We start from the raw sequence: 21002 nt of genomic DNA on the forward strand, positions 1-21002 counted from the left end.
ACACTTTGAAATGACACATAACCCGGAAATCGACTCCGATTTTCGGGTCAGGCGTTAGTCCGATGTTGTTGCACTCCGGGCGTGAAACGGCAAGCCTTTGCCAGCTTCGAATCGTCTCCATTGCAGGACCGTGCAAGAATGCCCCAGGATTCTTCAAAACTGCAGCCTTTCCATTGAGCCGCCTGCGACCCAATTCTGCAATTCATCAAACGCGAATATACAGGAGGAGGCATCCATGTCGACCATGACCGCAAGGATCGTTCATATCTCCATCGATCGCCATTGGAAGGAAGTCTATGGCTTTGCCGGCCGTCCAGAGAACATGCCGCTCTGGGCCTCCGGGCTCGCATCCGGATTGGAGCAGGATGGCGAGGACTGGGTTGCCAACGGCATTCTCGGCACTGTCCGCGTCAGTTTCACGCCTCGCAACGAATTCGGCGTCATCGATCATACCGTGACGATCGAATCCGGCCTGAAGGTCCATAACGCGCTTCGGGTCGCACCGAATGGCGATGGCTGCGAGGTCATGTTCTTGCTGCTGAAGCTGCCGGGGATGACTGATGAGCAATTCGCCGCAGACGCAGCGCATATACAGAAGGATCTGGGCACGTTGAAGTCCCTGATGGAACGATAGACAGCGGACGGTTCTACCTTTTACCGAACGGAGAACCGCACCGTCTTTTGTTCTCGGCAGGAAAACGGCTTTTGCCGTACCGGAGCTGCCCTAAATGGAGCGTAGCGTCCAATCGACGATCTCTGCCGTCACGCCCGCAAAGGCCGTGTCGAGCCCTCGAACGAAATCGGTATTGCTGCCGCCGCTGACGGGCACGACTTTGCGGAAGACACTCTGCGTCTTGACCGTGCCCGAGCGGTCATTGAGGATTTTGACCGAAATTTCGACACTTGCCGATTTCTGGCCCGGCGCCGTATCGATCTCGAAGGAGCGGATGTCCGTGACAATCTGATAATCGATCGCCAGCCCCTGCCCCGGCACGCCGACGCCGCCGAGCTTGCCGGTATTTTCGAAGGCTTCGACCAGCTTCGACTGCACTATCCGGGTCAGCTTGTCGCTCCACTGCGACTTGCTGAGATACTGGATTTCCGACGGCGAAACGCGGATGACGATCTGGTTGCTGTCAAGCGCCTGCAGCGCCGTCGGCTGCGGTATCAGAATTTGCCGGCTCTTGACCGAGGGGCCGCTCGCCTTGACCGAAGCGGAGAGATCATATGTGTCGTTGACTGCGGCAGAGCCGCAGCCGCTCAGCAAGGCTGCAAGCAATGGCAGAATAAAAGCCGCCCTCCGGTACACATGATGACGCTCACGCGAAACGCAACCGACCATATTCCGCCTGTCCCCTGCAGCCCAAAAATCGCTATTCATCAACGCCGCGCCCGGCCATCATATTGCTTGACGGTATCGCCGCCGAAAATCAGGCGCTGCGGATTGCGGTCAAAGTTAGTGATTGTGTTATTAAGATTGTCAACCGTGCCTCGCATATCATTGATGAGAGACTGCACGTCGCGCAGGCCGCCACTCGAAAATTTCTGCAGGTTATCGGCGATAGGCCCGATCCGGGCGTTGAGATTGTCCGCCATCGTCTTGAAGGACTGGAGCGTGTCCCTGGCTTCCGCAAACAGCGACTTCGTATCACCGGAGCCGAGCAGCGAATCGACCTTGGTAAGAATGCCGTCGACCTTGTTGGAGGCGGAATTCAGCTTGTTGGAAATATCCTTGGCATTGGCGATCGTCACGTCGATATCTTGCTGATGGGCCGCCACCGAATTGGCGACATCGCGAATGGATATGACGGCCTTCCGGGCGTCCTTGGTCACCTCTGCGATATCGTCCATCGACCCCTTCACCTTGTTCGGATCGATCTGCGCCACGATCGCGTCGACGCGGTCGAGGGTCTTTTGCGCGTTCTGACCGAAGGTGGTGTAGGTATCGGCCGTCTGCTTGAAGGAGGCGATCGTCGCCTTCAGATCGGTCGTCGCGTCAGCCACATTGGCGGTGATCTTGTCGGCATTGTTGACGACATCGTTGATCTTGTTGGCATCGACCGCGCGCACCAGCTTCTCGACCGCATCCAGCGTCGATTCGACGCGTGGCGACACGCTCTTGATGGTATCGGAGAGCTGTCCGACGCTGGCGAGGAATTTGTCGATATTGTCGGAATTGTCAGCCAGCGCCTTGGAGAACTTCTGGGCGTTGCGCACCGTATCGGTCAGCGGCCCGCGGGAATCAGTGATGAAACCCTGTATGTCGCCGATCGTGTCGTTGGCGCGGTTCAAGATCTTGTCGGCGGTGGTGAGAAGGTTTGTCACGCTCGACTGATCGGCGAGCAATACCGCCCGCTTACCGGTTTCGATCGAGCGCTTGAGGATGTTCTCGTCACCCTTGCGGCCGCCCGAAAGCTCGATATAGGCGGCACCCGTCAGGCCCTGGATTTCTAGAATGGCCTTGGTGGACGTATAAACCGGTGCGTCGGCGCGCACCTCGGTAAAGGCCAGCGAATAGTTCGGATCATCGGCATCGATCGAAAGCCCTTGTACCGAGCCGACCTGAATGCCGTTAAAGCGCACGGGCGAGCCGACGCTGAGGCCGTTTGCCGAACCGGGAATGCGAACGACCAGCTCGGCCATTGGACCGCCGCGGCCATATTCCGCCATCCAATAGACAAAGCCGAAGGCAGCCGCGATAACCAGCAGCGTAAAGAACCCGACGATCGTATAATTGGCTTTGGTTTCCATAGTCTCTAGTCACTTCCCGCGGCTGTGGGCGCCTGCGCCATTGTCGTCGTTGCGATGCCCGATGTCCTCCCGCGGCACGATTGATCGCGCACGTTTGCCTCGGAAATAGGACTGCACCCATGGGTCATCACAGGCCAGCATGTCCTCAACCGTACCCTCCACCAATACCCGTTTCTGTCCGAGAACGGCAATACGGTCGCAGACGGAAAAAAGGCTGTCGAGGTCGTGGGTCACCATATAGACGGTGAGGCCAAGCGTATCCCGCAGCTTGGCAATCAGCTCGTCGAACTCCGCCGCGCCGATCGGATCGAGGCCGGAGGTCGGCTCATCCAGGAAAACGAGGTCGGGATCGAGCGCCAAGGCCCTGGCGAGGGCGGCACGTTTGATCATGCCGCCGGAAAGCTCGGACGGGTATTTGTCGGCGGCATCGGCGGCGAGCCCTACCATCCGGATTTTCAGATGCGCCAGCTCGTCCATCAGCGCCTGCGGCAGATCGAGATATTCCCGCATCGGCACCTGAATGTTTTCCTTCACGGTCAGGGAAGAAAACAATGCCCCCTGCTGGAAAAGCACGCCCAGGCGCATATCGAGCCCGTTGCGTTCCGGCTCCGAGAGCTTGTCGTAATCTTCGCCGAGAATCTCGATGACGCCGGAACGGCGCGGCAGCAGTCGCAATACCGTGCGCAGCAGCACCGATTTGCCCGCACCGGAAGCGCCGACGAAGCCCAGAATTTCGCCGCGGTAAATATTCAGGTTCAATTTATCGAGCACCACTTTCGATCCGAAAGCGACGGTGACATCCCGTGCCGATAGCACGACGTCTCTGCCTTGCTCATCCTTATCCATCGGGATTTCCGAGTGAAGCGCGCTCATCCTTGGCAACCCTCAGAAATCGATCGCTGCATAGAACATGGCAAAAAGCCCGTCCATGAGGATCACCACGAAAATCGATTTCACAACGGACTGCGTCACATGCTGACCGAGAGACTCGGCGCTGCCACCCACCTTCAGCCCTTCGACCGCAGCAACGATGCCGATGACGAGCGCCATGAACGGCGCCTTGATCATGCCCGAGATGACGGTGGAGAGACTGATTGCTTCGTGCAGGCGCGAAACGAAAGTGGCGAAGGTGATACCGGAATAGGCCCAGGCAACCACCGCCGCACCGCCAAGCGAGGCGAAGTTTGCAATGATCGTCAGCAAGGGCAGCGCGACGGTCAACGCCACCAATCGCGGGAAGATCAGAACGCCGACCGGATTGAGACCCATGACCTTCAGCGCATCGACTTCTTCGCGCATCTTCATCGATCCGATTTCGGCAGTAATGGCGCTGCCCGAACGGCCGGCGATCATGATGGCGGTCAGAAGCACGCCGATTTCACGCAATTGCAGGATGCCGACGAGATCGACGACGAAGATTTCGGCGCCGAAATAGCGAAGCTGGAATGCGCCCTGCTGCGCGATGATGGCGCCGATCAGAAAAGACATCAGCAGGATGATCGGCACGGCGCGCACCGCCATGTGGTCGATCTGATTGACGATCGAAGCGGGCGACACACCGCTGCCGCGCCCAAACTTGAGCTGCGCGCCGCGCACCGCCGAACCGAGAATGTACATGGCCGCGATGAGGTTGCCCCAGATTTCGTAGACGCTTTCGCCGATCGGCGCAAAAAACCGTTCCGCCAAGGATTTCCTCGGCTTGGGCTCCGCGACCTCTTTGTCCGGTTCCTCGGTAAAGGCGGTCAACAGCTCATCGATATGGGGGTTTGAGCCCTCGATCCTGACGCTGGCGCCATGCCCTTCCTGGCTCTCCTTCAGGCGCCGGATCAGTAGCGCACCGGCGGTATCGACATCGGAGAGATCGGAAAGATCGATCACCACCTGATAGCCGCCGCGCTGTTTCGTAAGCTGATCGATCTGCCGCAGCACGCCATGCACATTGGCGCTGCGCCAATTGCCTTCCAGCCGATAGCGATGCCCGTTGCCATCGGGCTCGTCATCGATCCTTGGTGCATCGGGTTTCTGTTCGGCTGCTTTCAAACTCATGCGTCTTTCAGGTCTTGCGTCACAATCGCCGACTCAGGAATCCCAGCTCGACGCAAATGGTTAATATCCGAGTGCATACGCGATTTCCATGCCAAGCCGATGTCAAAATAGGCCATAGCATTTTGATATCCAAATGAATTCGTTTCGCACGGCCTCAGGAGGCCTCGCCCGCCCTTTCGCCAAACGCGGAACTGCGCGGTTGAAGATTGCGGGCAAGGATCACCATAGCGAGGCCGAAGGCGGCAACACCGGCCATGACATAGTAGCTGGAAGGACCGAGCCACGCGTAAAGATAGCCGGACGCCAGGGTCATCAGCCCGAGGAACATGCCGTTATAAAAGAAATAGGAGCCCTGGGCCGATGCTTCCTGAGTTTCCCGCACCGAAGCAACGATGCGGCGCTGTATGCCGGTGTGGACGCAGGCATAGGTGCAGGAGTGAAGACATTGCAGCACGAGATAGCCGGCGAAACCGAGATTGATCGGAAACAGTATCCAGCGCAGGACGCACACGCTCGAACCGAAGAAAATCAGCGTCCAGGCACTGAAGCGACGGCTCAGTGTTTTCGACAGGAAGAAAACCATGACCTCCGCCGTTACCCCTGCGCTCCAGAGGATGGCGATCTCCGTGCCTGAAAAACCGAGTTTGCGCCAATAGATCGATGCAAACGTGTACATCACGGCATGGCTCGACTGCTGTATCGACACACCGATCATGGTGATCAGCAATTGCGGCGAGCGCAGCCCACCGCCGGTCGGCGCCTGCAGGTTGATCGGCTGATTGCGCCGGCGTGTCGGCCCGATGCGCGGACAGAAGAAAGCCATCATGGTTGTCAGGAAGAAGCCCCCGACCATGGTGGGCAGAACCATGGTGGCACCCCATTTGCCGATCATCTGACCGCCGATAAGGGTCGAGAAGATGAAGGCGATCGATCCCCAGACGCGCATCGATCCATAATCGAACCCCCAGCGCCGCACGCCGGAAATGGCAATCGATTCTACGACAGGGACGTAAGGCGCGTATGTCGCCCCCTGAATGGCGTAGACCAGCAACACCGGCCAGAAATCATTCGTCCAATAAAGCGCGATCGCCGTCAGCAGTGACAATGCGCCCGACCAGAACAACACGTTCGCGCGTTCATCCACGCGATCGGCAAGTATTCCGACAATGGGCACGACGAGAACGCGCACCACCATCGGCACGGCGAGGATAAGACCGATCTCGCGGTCACCGAAATTCAGTCCCGTCAGCCAAACCGGGAAAAACGGCAGAGCAATGCCGTTGACGAGCAACGGAGCACAATAGGACAAGGCGGTGCGCAGACGAAAATGCGGAGGCGCGCCCTCGCCCGGGAGAGATTTTGTCGCGGGAATCATGACAGACCTGAAGGGAAACTGATTGTTCCCTATCACTCCATCGTGAATACGACTATGGCGAGAAATAGCCGAACCGAAACGTTTCGGATAAAATATGAGGCTGTCGTCAGATTGCAGCGATCAAGAATTGTGACGGGCCGTTATCGGACCCGTGAAGCGGCGCAAATTACGCCGCCTGTGCCCCGAGCGCTTCCGACACGTCCTCGACGGCGGCGCTGACCGGCTGTGCCTCGGTGATCGACTGCCAGGTGATCAGCTCGAACGTGCCGTCTTCATGCTCGGCGATCGCCGTGCAGCTTTCGACCCAGTCGCCTGTGTTGATGTAGCGGATGCCATCGAAGTCCTCGATGACGGCATGATGGATGTGGCCACAGATGACGCCGTCGGCATCGTTGCGCTTGGCCTCTTCGACCACGACACGCTGGAACTCGCCGATGAAATTGACCGCATGCTTGACCTGAAGCTTCGCCCAGGCCGAGAACGACCAATAGGGCATGTTCAGGCGGCGGCGAACGGCGGCAAGGCCGACATTGATCAGGATGGCCATATCGTAGGCCCAATCGCCGAGATAGGCGAGCAGGCGCGCGTTGCGAACGACGACGTCGAATTCGTCGCCATGCAGGACGAGATACTTCTTGCCGTCGGCGGTCTCGTGGATCGCCCGCTCGGCCACTTCGATGCCGCCGAAATGCATGCCGGGGAAATCACGCAGGAATTCGTCGTGATTGCCGGGGATATAGACGATGCGGGTGCCCTTGCGCGCCTTGCGCAGCAGTTTCTGCACCACGTCGTTGCAATCTTGCGGCCAGTACCAAGTGCGCTTCAGCCGCCAGCCGTCAACGATATCACCGACAAGGAAGATGGTGTCCGCTTCGTGATGACGCAGAAAATCGATCAGATAGTCCGCCTTGGCTGCTTTCGAGCCCAGGTGCACGTCAGAAATGAATAGCGTTCGAAACCGCCTGACATTCATGTTTTCATTCACGAACTCAATGTCCGTGCCCTATCCTACGTTGGCTATTCCAAAATCAGACTCGTGTTTCAGGATGATGACAAATCCTGTGCTAGAGGCCTGTTGCGGACGATCAGCCGCGCTTTGCAGCTATGGCGAGATCCGGCCGATCGGTTGTGAAACTTGCGACGCCGAGGCGAAACATCGCCCTTGCCGCTTCACTCGTATGCGCCGCCCAGCCATGCACCGTCACGCCGCTTTTCCGAAAAAGGTCCATCACTTCGGCATCGATGGTGTCGGCCCGCAAGGCAATCTCGTGGACGCCAAACCGGCCAAGCGCGGCAAGAATACCTCTCCAGCCGATTTGCGCGGCTGTCTGCGGCGAACAGAGAAAGATGAGGCCGAGAAGCTCGCCGACATTCAGGCCACGCTCCTCAAGCGCGGCACTGAAGGCTTCCAGGCGCGGGAGCGCGAAACTGGTCACCATTGTCCGCTTCAGCATGTCGGTCGCCAGCAACTCGTCCGCAATACGGCCTTCCATGCCGGCATAGGGTTTGCCGTCCAGCCTCGTCTTGATCTCCAGCCGAAGGTCGACCGCGGACGGCCCGAAGATGTCGATGGTTTCGGCAAGTGTCGGGATGGTCTCGCCGCCGCTGCCGATGACGATATGGCGCATCAGTTCGTCATAGCTTAAATCGGCGATCGCGCCCTTGCCGCCCGTCATGCGGTCGATCAGCGCGTCGTGATGGACGACGAGCTTGTCGTCACGCGTCTGATGCACGTCGAATTCGACGAGATCGACATCGAGTTTAGCGGTTTCGGAAAAGGCGAGCCGGGTGTTTTCGGGCCAAAGATGCGAACCGCCGCGGTGGGAAGCGATGAGGGTCATGAGGGCTCCTCTGTTTTTTGCCCTCATAGGCTCACGCCATGAACCCCTTATGACGCATTCACTTTTCGCTTACCATCGGGCTCGAATGTCACCGTTGCGGGACAAGAAAAACAATTGTGAAAACGGCGCTGCAAAAAACCTTTCCTCTGCGTCAATTGCATACTGTGCACCCTGAGTGATTGATGTATGCAGGGACTCAAAAAGCGCGAGTGCGCAAGCAGAAACGGAGAAGCGTGATGGATACGCACGACACATCGAAGGCAGCCAAGAACATGGCGAGCGGCAATCTCGACGAACAGGCTCTCTTCTTTCATCGCTATCCCCGCCCCGGCAAGCTGGAAATCCAGGCGACGAAGCCGCTCGGCAACCAGCGTGACCTGGCGCTTGCCTATTCTCCCGGCGTTGCCGCGCCCTGCCTTGCCATCCGCGACAATCCGGAAACGGCTTTCGACTACACCTCGCGCGGCAATCTCGTCGCGGTCATATCCAATGGTTCGGCCGTCCTCGGTCTCGGCAATATCGGTCCGCTTGCCTCCAAGCCGGTGATGGAAGGCAAGGCCGTACTCTTCAAGAAATTTGCCGGCATCGACGTCTTCGACGTCGAAATCGCCGCGCCTACCGTCGATGAGATGGTCAGCACGATTTCGGCGCTGGAGCCGACCTTCGGCGGCATCAATCTCGAGGACATCAAGGCGCCCGAGTGCTTCGACGTTGAACGTCGCCTGCGTGAGAAGATGGAAATCCCGGTCTTCCACGACGACCAGCACGGCACTGCCATCATCGTTGCCGCCGCTATTCTCAACGGGCTGGAATTGGCCGGGAAGAAGATCGAGGAGGTCAAGATCGTCGCCTCGGGCGCTGGCGCCGCCGCGCTCGCCTGCCTCAACCTGCTGGTCATCCTTGGCGCCAAGCGCGAAAACATCTGGGTCCACGATATCGAGGGCCTCGTCTATGAGGGCCGTACCGAGCTGATGGACGAATGGAAGTCCATCTACGCGCAGAAGAGCGACAAGCGCGTGCTTGCCGAGTCGATCCCCGGCGCCGACGTCTTTCTGGGCCTCTCCGCCGCCGGCGTGCTGAAGCCCGAGCTGCTGGAGCAGATGGCGGAAAAGCCGCTGATCATGGCGCTCGCCAATCCGACACCCGAAATCATGCCGGATCTCGCCCGTGCCGCCCGGCCGGACGCGATGATCTGCACCGGCCGCTCGGATTTTCCGAACCAGGTCAACAACGTCCTCTGTTTCCCCTACATCTTCCGGGGGGCGCTCGATTGCGGCGCCAAGACGATCAATGAGGAAATGAAGATGGCCGCAGTGCGCGCCATCGCCTCGCTTGCCCGCGAGGAGCCGTCCGATGTCGCCGCCCGCGCCTATAGCGGCGAAACGCCGGTCTTCGGGCCGAATTATCTGATCCCCTCGCCCTTCGATCCGCGTCTGATCCTGCGCATTGCGCCTGCCGTTGCGAGAGCTGCGGCCGAAAGCGGCGTGGCCCTGCGCCCCATCGCCGACTTCGACGCCTATATGGACGAACTCAACCGCTTCGTCTTCCGCTCGGGCTTCATCATGAAGCCGATCTTCGCCGCCGCGAAGATCGCAGAGCGCAAGCGCGTCGTCTTCTCCGAAGGCGAGGATGAGCGCGTACTGCGCGCTGCCCAGGTTCTTCTCGAAGAGGGCACCGCTGCTCCGATCCTCATTGGACGTCCCTCCGTTATCGAGACCCGTCTGAAGCGCTATGGCTTGAAGATCCGGCCGAACACCGATTTCGCCGTCATCAATCCGGAAGACGATCCGCGCTTCCGCGAATATGTCGACCTCTACTTCTCGCTTGTCGGCCGCAGCGGCGTCATTCCGGAAGCGGCGCGAACGATCGTACGCACCAACACCACGGTCATCGGCGCCCTGGCAGTAAAGCGCGGCGAAGCCGACGCGCTGATCTGCGGCCTCGAAGGCCGTTACGAGCGCCATCTGCGCATCGTCCGCCAGATCATCGGCAAACGCTCCGATGTTCGCGACTTCTCGGCGCTCAGCCTGCTGATCTCGCAGCGTGGCGCGACGTTCTACACCGACACCTATGTCAACTTTAATCCGAATGCGGAGGAGATCGCCGAGTCAACGGTGCTGGCGGCCGAAGAAATCAAACGTTTCGGCATCTCGCCCCGCGCCGCCCTCGTTTCGCATTCGAACTTCGGTTCGCGGGAGTCGGAAAGCGCAACCAAGATGCGCATGGCGCTGGCGCTTGTCCGCGAGATGGCACCGGAGCTGGAAGTCGACGGCGAAATGCACGGCGACAGCGCTATTTCCGAAAGCCTGCGCCGCCACGTCATGCCCGACAGCACGCTTTCCGGCGAAGCGAACCTGCTCGTCTTCCCAAATCTTGACGCGGCCAACATCACGCTTGGTGTGGTCAAGACCATGACCGATGGCCTGCATGTCGGCCCGATCCTGCTCGGCACGGCGCTTCCGGCGCACATCCTGTCGCCCTCCGTCACGTCGCGCGGCGTCGTCAACATGGCGGCCCTTGCTGTGGTCGAGGCTTCTCAGCCGAATTGAGCGAATAGCTCGTCGCGGCCGTCCTCTGAGGCGGCCCCGACGAGCTATTGGCGGCCGGATTCAACTACAGCCCGGCGATCTCACCAGGCGGTGACAAGTGGCGGCCTGAGCCGCATCCGCGATCATTTCGCAAGAATTTTCCCACCCGAACCGTATTTCTGATAGGTTTGTTGTTAAGCTCCACGCTGTATCGTTTTTCAAAGTCGAACCGCTTTCGAAGAGCAAAATCGTGAACCGCGGCAGAAATTACGTCTCTTGTCTTTTACTGTCCCTGCTGGCTGCATCGCCGGCTTTTGCACAGACGAATACCATCTGCGACGAACTGCATGGCCGGTATGCTAATATCACGGAAGTCGTCGGCGCCAGCACTGAGACACGGCAGCTTTCGCGCGCCATCGCCCAACAAAATACCATGATCCGCCGGCTCAAGAGCGATATGCGTATTCAGGGCTGCTCTTACGACAGCAGCATGGTGAATATCGGCGGCTCAGGCGATAGCGGCGACTGCGATGAAATGGAGAACTCGCTGGACCGCATGGAGCAGGACCTGGGTTCACTGATGGATGAACGTGAGCTGAGCTTGACCCGGATCGACGCTGAAAGGGCACAGCGTCGGCAATTGCTCATTGCCATGCAACGGCAGGGCTGCAACGCCCCGGCGTCGGCCCAGCCGGACACTGTTATCAATACCCGACTGAAGCCGGAACCCTATGCGCCACAAGAACAGTCGCTGGCGGAACCGGAAAGCTCGGTGACGACCATCGAGACGCAGAAGCCCCGGACAGACGCGACACTCCCACAACGGCAGATGCCGGCGACACCGGCACCGTCGATTACCCAAATTCAGCCCAGACAAATGCCAGCGGACCGGCCTTACGATCCCTCAGCAAACAAGGTGCGCCAGGTCGGGCCGCAATTCCTCGCGACCGACCAGGGCAGCCTCGATCTCAAACATCCAAAGGCGGCTGGTCCTCAACCGGCACAATAGGCGCTTTGAGCAGCGAGACGATCGCCTCATTGCCTGTCTCCCGCGCTAGATCCCTGTATGAGCGGCCGGATGCATCCCTCACCGAACGATCCGCGCCGCGCTCCAGCAGAAGGCGCATCGCATCGACTTGAGCATTGCGGATCGCAAAGCCGAGCGGCGTCAACCAGTCGCGCTCTGCGCTCGCCTGTCCGTGTGGACGGAAATCGCCGAAGCGGATGTTCATCCGGTCAGGATGCGTATTCAGATATGCGGCCAATCGCTCAACTTGGCCAAAGGCAGCCGCGGCAAAGATATCGAGTGGTTGTGTCTTCAAGAATTCAACCATCTCCTCCTTGCCGTTATACTCCGCCCAATCGATCGGCGGTGAATAGTAATAGGCATCGCGGATGGAGGTGTCGGCCCCATGCTCGATCAGCAGCTTCGCCATATCGATGTGGCCATGCAAGGCAGCCTCATGCAGCGGCGTGCGGCTGGTCATGGCGTTGACGTCGAGGCCGAGCGCCAGCATGCGGCGGACGGGCTCGAAGGCATTGTCCGCCGCAGCTTCGTGCAGCATTGCTGGGTGGGTTCGCCGCATCGCCGCGGGAATGTCGAGGTCCGGCACCATTCGTCTCATTTGGTCAATCGATATTTCGCCGGTCATTATTTGAAGGTAAAGCCAATCCTCCTGCTTCAAGCGAACGGCAACAGCGCCCTTCTGTACAAGGTATAGCGCAAGATCCTTGTCGTCACCGATCCGCGCCCATTCGAAGGGCGTTCGGCCATTGACCGGCTTGTTGACGTCAGCCCCATTCTCGACCAGCAGCCTGACGCGCGCGCCCATGCGCTTTTCACAGGCCCAAGCCAGTTGATAGTCGAACACCGTCTGCGAATTCGCCACCATCAGACCGTCTTCGCGCACCAGCCAATTGTTCTTGTCGGCGGCGGAAAGCCCGTATTCAAGCAGCAATTCCAGGCAGGAATTGTCGGGCTCGAACATCCGGTTATAGAGCGCCTGGCTGTCATTCACTTCCGCGCCGGCGTCGAGCAATAGGCGCGCGAAAGCCTCCCAATCAGGGTGTGGCGGCTGCCGGACCTTGCCGGCTTCGCCCTCTCCGAAGACGCCGGTCAACGCCGTGAAGCGATATTGGCCGCCGTCGAGGAAGAAGGCGTCGGGACCGGCCCCACGCTCGACAAGGACTCGCGCCGCCGACAAGCTGGACCGACCGGGCAAACGAGCATAGGCGGCATAGAGCAAGGGCGGCCAATCGTAAGGCCCGCCTTTCCGATCGAGAAGCTGTGGCTGGCGATCGAGCCAGCGCGCCACACCGGCGGCGTCGCCAAGCGCCGCGGCAATGTAGATGCTGTCCCCGGTAATTTCAGGATGAGCCTCCAGCAATTGCAGCGCCTCCTCGAAGCGTGCCGGATCTGCCGGAACATGGGAGAAATAGGAAACCGTCGCCAGCGACAGGAATTGATTGGCAAGCTGATCTAGGGGAGTTTGCTCGCGATTGGCGCCTTCCAGATGCGCCTTGAGTTTCGTCCAGCTTGAGAAGCCATATTCGCGGGCAAGAACAAGCTGGATGTCCTGAAGCCCGACTTCGAGCGCATCGGCGAAATACGGTGCGACGCGACTGCGTGCCGATGAATCACCGGAATGAACGGCTTTCAGAAAAGCCTTGGCCTGTTTTTTCAGGGAATCGACGGTGGCATTGCCCGCCAGAGAGCGCGTGGTCACGAAAGACCTCCTTTCATTCACGTCCGGTATCCGCGCCCACAGACTGAAAAGAGGTGTGGCAGTCTTACGTTCTATACATCAGGTGGGCCTTGCCCTTCCCGCGGATCGGATGCGCCCTGCGAACGATCCGGAACTTATCGCGAGCCGTCTGGCCTGTCCAGAGCGATCAGGCCGGCTCGTAGCGGACATAGGCGAACTCATCGCCATTGGGCGCCCAGTTCGGCACATTGATCGTCCCCTGCCCGCCGAAGAGCTCGAACAGCGTCGTCAGATTGCCGCCATCCATATCCATCAGCCGCAGCCGGACATGGAGATCGCGCGGATGGTCGAAGACATCTGGATCGTAGGAGATCAGCACGACCTTATCGTTCTTCGGCGACGGATGGGCGAACCAGTTACCGTAGTTGTCGTTGGTGATCTGTTGTAGCCCGGTCCCATCGGGATGGATGCGCCATATCTGCATCAGACCAGTGCGGCTGGAGTTGAAATAGATCCATTGCCCATCGGCGGAATAGTCAGGGCCGTCATTGCGTCCCTCGCCATGCGTCAGCCGTGTCTCTTCGCCGCCGTCGATCGAGATCGTATAGATATCGAAGATATCGTCACGAATGCCGCAATAGGAAAACCGCCGCCCATCGGGCGACCAGCCATGCCAATAGGAGGGCAAATTGCGCGTTACCTGTCGCGGCGTACCGCCTTCGGCCGGCAGCACATAGATGCAAGACTTGCCGTGTTCCGTCTTGTCGGAAATGACGATCAGCGAACCGTCGGGCGATATGCCGTGATCGTTGTTGCAGAGCGTCGCGAAACCGGTATCGACCTGAACGGCCTCGGCCTTGCCGTCTAGCGGAAGCCGATAAAGCAGGCCATCGCCGTTCAGCAGGAGGTGGCGCCCATCCGGCGAAAAGTTCGGCGCCTCGACCAGCCGCTCGGTCTGCCAGACGACGCGGTTTTCACCGGTGCGGATATTGTAGATCTCGACCGAGCTGCGCATTGCCTCTCCATTCGCCACGGGCGTTGCGATCAACGATCGCGGAACCGGTTGGTGATCGGATAGCGCCGATCGCGACCGAAATTCTTCTTGGTGATCTTCACGCCCGGTGCCGACTGGCGGCGCTTGTATTCGGCGAGATAAAGCAGATGCTCGACGCGGTGGACGGTTGCGACGTCATGCCCGCGCGCAACGATCTCCTCGACCGCCATTTCCTTTTCCACCAGGCACTCGAGGATGTCGTCGAGCACCGGATAGGGCGGCAGCGAATCCTGGTCCGTCTGGTTCGGCCGCAGCTCGGCAGACGGCGCCTTGTCGATGATGTTGAACGGGATCACCTCGCCCGATGGGCCAAGCGCTCCCGGCGGCACATGCAGATTGCGCCAGCGCGACAGCGCATAGACCTGCATCTTGTAGAGATCCTTGATCGGATTGAAGCCGCCGTTCATGTCGCCATAGAGCGTGGCATATCCAACAGACATTTCCGACTTGTTGCCCGTGGTCACCACCATCGAGCCGAATTTGTTGGAAATCGCCATGAGAATGGTGCCGCGGGCACGGCTCTGCAGATTTTCCTCGGTAATGCCGCTGTCGGTCCCTTCGAATAGATCGGAAAGCGCCGAGGTGAAGCCGGTCACCGGCTCCTCGATCGGCACGATGTCGTAGCGGCAGCCGAGTGCCTTGGCGCAATCGGCCGCATCCTTCAGGGAATCTTCCGATGTATAACGGTAGGGCAGCATGACGGTACGCACGCGCTCCTCGCCCAGCGCATCGACGGCAATCGCAGCGCAGATCGCCGAGTCGATGCCGCCGGAAAGACCAAGCACGACCGATTTGAAGCCGTTCTTGTTCACATAGTCGCGGAAACCCAGCAGGCAGGCGCGATAATCTGCCTCCTCGCCTTCCGGAATATGCGCCATCGGACCCTCGGCGCAATGCCAGCCATTGCCGTTCTTCTTCCAGCTCGTCACCGCCAACGCGGTTTCGAACTGGCTCATCTGGAAGGCCAGAGTTTTGTCGGCGTTGAAGCCGAAGCTTGCACCGTCGAAAACCAGTTCGTCCTGACCGCCAACCTGGGCCGCAAAGATGAGCGGCAAACCCGACTCGATCACTTGCCGTAACGCGACCTGGTGACGGACATCGACCTTGCCGCGATAGTAGGGCGAGCCGTTCGGAACCAGAAGAATTTCCGCCCCGCTTTCGGCTAGCGTTTCGCAGATGCCGAGATCGTTCCAGATTTCCTCGCAAATGGGGATACCGATGCGAACACCCCGAAAATTGACCGGCCCCGCAACGGTACCTTCATCGAAGACCCGCTTCTCGTCGAACTCGCCATAGTTCGGCAGATCGACCTTGTCTCTGATGAAGATGATCTTGCCGCCGTCGAGCACAGCGACCGAATTGTAGCGACCGGTGTCGTCCTGGCGGGGAAAGCCGATGACAACGCCCGGGCCGCCATCGACAGTATCCGCAGCAAGGCTCTCCACAGCTTTCCGGCAGGCGCGGATAAAGGCCGGTTTCAACACCAGATCCTCCGGCGGATAACCGGAGATGAACAGCTCCGTCAGCAACACGAGCTGCGCGCCCTCGCGCGCCGCCTCGGCCCGCGCTTCCCGCGCCTTGGCAAGGTTGCCGGAGACATCGCCGACTGTCGGGTTGAGTTGCGCGACAGCGATGCGGATGGTCTGGGTGATGGGGCTTTGTTCTGTCATGCCATATATTTAGCGAGCGCCACCCCGTTCCGCAACAGCCTTCGGCCCTCTTCAAGCGCCAAAGATGGCGCTGCTCTTAGAGGACATATTTCGCCACCAAAAAATACTAAGTAAGCCTTGCGGTTCAGCCGCCATTCATGACAGAGAGGCGACAATTATGTGACGGTTTTGTAACAATTGGAGAGGGCCGTTGGTCGCCTTGATCCCCAGTTCCGTGTTGGCTGGCAGATTTGCCATTCTGCAAAAGCTTGGTGCGACGAGCCGACGATCGACGGTTTTACGCCAGCTTCAGAGCCTTGCGCTGACCTTCCTGCTTGCGCTCTTCACCGTCATCGCCGTCGAGTGGATTGCGCGTGGTGAGCTGACGGATCTTCCCGGCTATTTCGATTCGCCTATTCATCCCGGCTTCACCACGATCGGCATCGTCATGCTCCTGATGCTGGCGCTTGACGCCGTGTTCGGCCGCGCGCATCCATCGATCTTGGTGGTTGTGCCTCTGGTGCTGGTTCCGGCCCTTATCTCCAACCAGAAACAGTATTATCTTTCCGATCCCCTCTATCCTTCGGATTTCCTTTTTGCGCACCAGATCCTGGAACTCATGCCGGTGATCGTGCGCGAGCGCCCGTGGACCGCGGTTGCGGTCGCTGTCGGCGTCATCGCCTCGATTGTCGCGCTCGCCTTCCTCTGGCGCTACGCCTGGCGACATGCGACAGCGCTTTCGCGCAATGAGAGGGTTGCGCGGCTCTCCGTCTGCCTGCCGCTCATGACCGTCTTCGTCTCGCAGATGGATCCGACGCAAAATTCGTTCATCCGCGAAAAACTGCGCATCATCCCCATCGTCTGGGATCAGAAGGAAAATTACGCTTACAACGGCTTCATCATCGCCTTCTCGCTCAATCTGCCGATGGCGGACGTCAAAGCGCCTGGCGGATATGGACAAAATGCGATCGACGCCATACCCGCCCGCAATTATGGCTATCTTTCCGGCCCACGCGAAAAGCCCGACATCATCATGCTGATGAGCGAGTCTTTTTGGGATCCGACAAGGCTTTCCAATCTGACCTTCACGCCCGATCCCATGCCGAACATCCGCGCGGCGCAGTCGGGCTATGTCTTCTCTCCCGAATTCGGCGGCATGACCGCCAATGTCGAGTTCGAGGCACTGACCGGCTTCTCCAACGCCTTCCTGCCCTATGGCAGCATTCCCTATCAGCAATATGTCCGCCGGCCGATGCCCTCACTTGCCACCTTCTTCCGCGGCGAAGGCTATGCAGCGCGTTCCATCCATCCGTTCAGCGGCTGGTTCTGGAACCGCAACGAAGTCTACAAGGCTTTTGGTTTCGAGGAGTTCCGCACCGAGGAGACCATGCCGCCTATGGAAAAACGCGGCCTTTTTGCCTCCGACGACTCGCTGATGAAGGAGATCATGCGCGAGGGCGACGCCATGGAGCGGCCGTTTTTCTTCTTCGCCGTCACCCTGCAGGGTCACGGTCCCTATGATGCGCATCGCTACGCCGAGAATACGGTCGATATCAAAGGCGATCTGAGCGACGCCGATCGCGACACGCTCGCGACCTATGCGCAAGGCGTTCGGGAAGCCGACCAGAGCTTGAAAACGCTGATGGATTGGGCTTCGAAGCGCGATCGCGAGACGATTATCGTCCTCTGGGGCGATCATCTGCCGCCGCTTGGCACGGTCTATCCGGATACGAATTACATGCCCGAACAGGTGGCGACCCGAAAAGCGTCGCTCGATGTGATGAAGCGGCAGCATGAAACACCGCTGGTCATCTGGTCGAGCAAAAAGGGCGTGCGCAGGGATGTTGGAACGATCAGCCCGTCGCAACTGCCCTATCATATCCTGAAGACCGCCGGCTACGAGCATCCTTTCTACACCGGCTTTCTCGGCCGCTTGCAGAAGAAATACACCATCATCGATCGCTATCAGCTCGCGACGCGCGACAATCAGGCGTTTCCGGATTGGGCTCGCAAAGAGCAAAACCTCGATCCGCTGATACGCGACTACCGCTCTCTACAGCATGACATGATGTTCGGACATGAATATGGGCTCGACCGCTTCTTCCCATCAAATGCCTGGCTGGTCAGCCAGGGCAGTTAGAGCAATTCCAGGAAAAGTGCGAAGTATCCGTCTTAGTCAAGCTTGTTGGTACGTCCAAAAGCGATCCTCTCGGATGAGAGCGATTCCGTGAAACGCTGAACCGCTCTACACTGCAACCCTTTTTGCATTGCAATTCCATCGGGCAGTCGAATACTTGCGGCCAAAGCGACCAAGTCTTCGGAGCGTTCCCATGTATAATCTACCCAATTTCGTTCATCAGCATTTCGACAAAACGGCCGAGGAACTCGGCGAGATCGAAAAGCGTGTATTGAAAAAGGCGCATGAGCGGAAAATCGTTTCCACCGACATCAACGCCGCCTTTTCTGCCGAGGCATCCACGGGCGCACGCCTCGCCGACAGCATTGCCCGCGTCGGCGGCTCCTGGTCTTTCATACTCGCCTTCCTGGCGTTCCTCGTCGTCTGGTGCGTCGTCAACACCATCGTGCTGATGACCCGCGCCTTCGACCCCTATCCCTTCATTTTCCTCAACCTCGTCCTCTCCATGCTCGCCGCGATCCAGGCCCCGATCATCATGATGTCCCAGAACCGCCAGGCCGAACGCGACCGCTTCGAGGCCGCAAAGGACTACGAAGTCAATCTCAAGGCGGAACTGGAAGTTCTCTCCCTGCATCAGAAGATCGACCTGCACGTTCTGACGGAACTATCCGCCTTGCGCGAGGAATTCGCACGGCTGAGCAGTAGGATCGAAGACAAGAGTAGCGGCGGGTCGATCGTCTAAGCTGGCTGACCTCGGGCAGCAGATAGTCGGATCGCCCGTCGAGGCGGTAGTTGCGAGGCTTTGGAAGTGTCGCGCCAGCCGACAAGAACCTAATCCGAAGGCCCCGCCGTCAGCAATCCCGGCCGGCCCTGTCTGTATTGCGGCAATCCATCGTCGATCTCGTAAAAATCGCCCTTGTCGGCGCAGTAGATATGATAGGCCAGTTTCAGATCGCTAGGGCTGTCGAAGAGGCCGGCCATGATCGAGATTTCCTTGGCCTCGTCAGCTACCCAGAAAAGCGCCGAACCGCAGGTTCGGCAGAAACCGCGACGGGCAAAGGAGCTGGCGCGGTACCATGTGATCGCGTCTTCGCCTTCGATCGTGATGTTGTCGAGGGGGACATTAGTCGCCGCGTAATAGAGCCCCGTCTGCTTGCGGCATTGCGAGCAGTGGCAGCCGACCACCTCCCGCAATGGGCCATGTGTCTTGAAACGTACGCTGCCGCAAAGGCAGGCACCGGTGTGATCGTCGTTCATGCTGATCCTTCTCTTTTTCAGCAAGTTTGACGATGATGACGTTCTCGTCAAATGCAAAGAAATGAAGCAGGATTCAGCGAGATTGATTGCAAGAGCACAAAAGAAAAGGGCCGGCGTAACCGACCCTTTTCGCAGATGATGATTTTACAGCTTCGATCAGCCGTGCGCGCGCAGACGCTTTTCGTCGCGGCCGCCCTTCATGCGTTCGGCGAGCAGGAACGCCAGCTCGAGCGCCTGGTCGGCATTGAGACGCGGGTCGCAATGGGTGTGGTAACGATCCTGAAGATCCTCGGCGCCGACGGCGCGGGCGCCGCCCGTGCATTCGGTCACATCCTTGCCGGTCATCTCGATGTGGATGCCGCCCGGATGCGTGCCTTCGGCGCGATGGATTTGGAAGAAGCTTTCCACTTCCGACAGGATGCGTTCGAACGGACGCGTCTTGTAGTTGTTGAGCGTGATCGTATTGCCGTGCATCGGATCGCAGGACCATACGACTTTGCGGCCCTCGCGCTCGACGGCACGGATGAGGCGCGGCAGGTTGTCGGCAACCTTGTCGTGGCCGAAGCGGCAGATCAGCGTCAGGCGGCCGGCTTCGTTCTGCGGGTTCAGAACATCGATCAGGTTGATGAGATCGTCCGCCTGCAGCGAAGGACCGCACTTCAGACCGATCGGGTTCTTGATGCCACGGAAATACTCGACATGGGCATGATCGGCCTGGCGCGTGCGGTCGCCAATCCAGAGCATATGGCCCGAGGTCGCATACCAGTCGCCAGTCGTGGAATCGACGCGGGTGAAGGCTTCTTCATAGCCCAGAAGCAGCGCCTCATGGCTGGTGAAGAAATCGGTCTCGCGCAGGCTCGCATTGCTCTCGGCCGTGATGCCGATCGCTCTCATGAAATCCATGGTCTCGCCGATACGATCGGCAAGCTTGCGATAGCGCTCGCCCTGCGGGCTGTCCTTGACGAAGCCGAGCATCCACTTCTGCACGTTTTCCAGGTTGGCGTAGCCGCCCATGGCAAAAGCACGCAGCAGATTCAGCGTCGCGGCAGACTGGCGGTAGGCCATCATCTGACGATCCGGATTGGGGATACGCGCTTCTTCGGTGAACTCGATGCCGTTGATGATGTCGCCGCGATAGCTCGGCAGCGAAACACCATTCTGCGTTTCGATGTTCGAAGACCGCGGCTTGGCAAACTGACCGGCAATGCGGCCGACCTTCACGACAGGCAGTTGCGCACCAAACGTGAGGACGACGGCCATCTGCAGGAAGGCACGGAAGAAGTCGCGGATCGTGTCGGCGCCATGCTCAGCGAAGCTTTCGGCGCAGTCACCACCCTGCAGCAGAAAACCATTGCCTTCGGCGACGTTGGCAAGATGCGCCTTCAGACGACGAGCTTCACCGGCAAAAACGAGCGGCGGATAGCTTGCAAGCTGCGCTTCGGTAGCCTCCAGCGCTGCCTGATCCGGATATTCCGGCACCTGCTGGATCGGTTTTTGCCGCCAACTGCTCGGTGTCCAATTGTCTGCCATCTCACTCACCTGTTTCCGCACCCGGTCTTCGCCAAGTGTCCCGTCGCCATAAATAACGCGCGCTTATAAACCTTTGCCCGCCGCTTGCAAAGGCGAACCATCTCTTCGAGAGGTCTTTTATGCACCGTG

At 59.1% G+C, this 21002-nt stretch carries 17 protein-coding genes; 5 read left to right on the forward strand and 12 right to left on the reverse strand.

Going from position 1 to position 21002, the window contains the following annotated elements:
- Window positions 1-235: 235 nt before the first annotated feature.
- Window positions 236-634 (forward strand): SRPBCC family protein, encoded by a 399-nt coding sequence (locus tag NXC24_RS10790; RefSeq protein ID WP_104823270.1) that lies wholly within the window; start codon window positions 236-238, stop codon window positions 632-634.
- Window positions 635-724: 90 nt separating this feature from the next.
- On the opposite strand, the gene NXC24_RS10795 is transcribed toward NXC24_RS10790, so the two are convergent.
- From NXC24_RS10795 to NXC24_RS10825, 7 genes are all read right to left on the reverse strand, one after another.
- Window positions 725-1342 (reverse strand): ABC-type transport auxiliary lipoprotein family protein, encoded by a 618-nt coding sequence (locus tag NXC24_RS10795; protein ID WP_104823271.1) that lies wholly within the window; start codon window positions 1340-1342, stop codon window positions 725-727.
- 38 nt (window positions 1343-1380) lie between these two features.
- Entirely contained in the window at window positions 1381-2751 is a 1371-nt protein-coding gene (locus tag NXC24_RS10800; protein WP_104823272.1) for an MlaD family protein, read from the reverse strand.
- A 9-nt stretch (window positions 2752-2760) separates the two neighbouring features.
- A complete protein-coding gene (locus NXC24_RS10805) occupies window positions 2761-3624 on the reverse strand; it encodes an ATP-binding cassette domain-containing protein (protein WP_104823273.1) in 864 nt (287 codons plus the stop codon).
- 12 nt (window positions 3625-3636) lie between these two features.
- Window positions 3637-4797, reverse strand: a complete 1161-nt coding sequence (locus NXC24_RS10810) for an MlaE family lipid ABC transporter permease subunit (RefSeq protein ID WP_104823274.1) — start codon at window positions 4795-4797, stop codon at window positions 3637-3639.
- Between the two features lie 154 nt (window positions 4798-4951).
- Window positions 4952-6172 (reverse strand): MFS transporter, encoded by a 1221-nt coding sequence (locus NXC24_RS10815; protein WP_104823275.1) that lies wholly within the window; start codon window positions 6170-6172, stop codon window positions 4952-4954.
- A 166-nt stretch (window positions 6173-6338) separates the two neighbouring features.
- Entirely contained in the window at window positions 6339-7145 is an 807-nt protein-coding gene (locus NXC24_RS10820) for a UDP-2,3-diacylglucosamine diphosphatase (RefSeq protein WP_104823276.1), read from the reverse strand.
- Between the two features lie 112 nt (window positions 7146-7257).
- Window positions 7258-8013 (reverse strand): glycerophosphodiester phosphodiesterase family protein, encoded by a 756-nt coding sequence (locus NXC24_RS10825; RefSeq protein WP_158704456.1) that lies wholly within the window; start codon window positions 8011-8013, stop codon window positions 7258-7260.
- Between the two features lie 236 nt (window positions 8014-8249).
- Between NXC24_RS10825 and NXC24_RS10830 the strand changes: the two genes are divergently transcribed.
- Complete coding sequence (locus NXC24_RS10830) at window positions 8250-10562, forward strand: NADP-dependent malic enzyme (RefSeq protein WP_104823278.1); 2313 nt, start codon at window positions 8250-8252, stop codon at window positions 10560-10562.
- A 229-nt stretch (window positions 10563-10791) separates the two neighbouring features.
- A complete protein-coding gene (locus NXC24_RS10835) occupies window positions 10792-11550 on the forward strand; it encodes a hypothetical protein (RefSeq protein WP_104823279.1) in 759 nt (252 codons plus the stop codon).
- Here NXC24_RS10835 and NXC24_RS10840 read toward each other — a convergent pair.
- From NXC24_RS10840 to NXC24_RS10850, 3 genes are all read right to left on the reverse strand, one after another.
- Complete coding sequence (locus NXC24_RS10840) at window positions 11510-13267, reverse strand: ankyrin repeat domain-containing protein (protein WP_104823280.1); 1758 nt, start codon at window positions 13265-13267, stop codon at window positions 11510-11512. The genes NXC24_RS10835 and NXC24_RS10840 overlap by 41 nt on opposite strands.
- Window positions 13268-13433: 166 nt before the next feature.
- On the reverse strand, window positions 13434-14261 hold the full coding sequence (locus tag NXC24_RS10845) for a TolB family protein (RefSeq protein WP_104823281.1): 828 nt from the start codon (window positions 14259-14261) through the stop codon (window positions 13434-13436).
- Between the two features lie 29 nt (window positions 14262-14290).
- Window positions 14291-15970 (reverse strand): NAD+ synthase, encoded by a 1680-nt coding sequence (locus tag NXC24_RS10850; protein ID WP_104823282.1) that lies wholly within the window; start codon window positions 15968-15970, stop codon window positions 14291-14293.
- 190 nt (window positions 15971-16160) lie between these two features.
- On the opposite strand from NXC24_RS10850, the gene NXC24_RS10855 reads away from it, so the two are divergent.
- Together NXC24_RS10855 and NXC24_RS10860 are read left to right on the forward strand one after the other, a co-directional pair.
- The gene (locus NXC24_RS10855; RefSeq protein ID WP_104823283.1) at window positions 16161-18089 is read left to right on the forward strand and encodes an LTA synthase family protein; all 1929 of its coding nucleotides are present in this window, start codon (window positions 16161-16163) and stop codon (window positions 18087-18089) included.
- A 190-nt stretch (window positions 18090-18279) separates the two neighbouring features.
- Window positions 18280-18828 carry a DUF1003 domain-containing protein gene (locus NXC24_RS10860; protein WP_104823284.1) on the forward strand — a complete coding sequence of 183 codons (549 nt, stop codon included), beginning with the start codon at window positions 18280-18282 and terminating at the stop codon, window positions 18826-18828.
- Window positions 18829-18917: 89 nt separating this feature from the next.
- Here NXC24_RS10860 and NXC24_RS10865 read toward each other — a convergent pair whose 3' ends face one another.
- Entirely contained in the window at window positions 18918-19343 is a 426-nt protein-coding gene (locus NXC24_RS10865; RefSeq protein ID WP_104823285.1) for a GFA family protein, read from the reverse strand.
- A gap of 156 nt (window positions 19344-19499) precedes the next feature.
- A complete protein-coding gene (locus NXC24_RS10870; protein WP_104823286.1) occupies window positions 19500-20873 on the reverse strand; it encodes a 3-deoxy-7-phosphoheptulonate synthase class II in 1374 nt (457 codons plus the stop codon).
- Between the last annotated feature and the right edge of the window lie 129 nt (window positions 20874-21002).

Origin of the sequence: Rhizobium sp. NXC24, from assembly GCF_002944315.1 — a bacterium.
Taxonomy (GTDB): domain Bacteria; phylum Pseudomonadota; class Alphaproteobacteria; order Rhizobiales; family Rhizobiaceae; genus Rhizobium.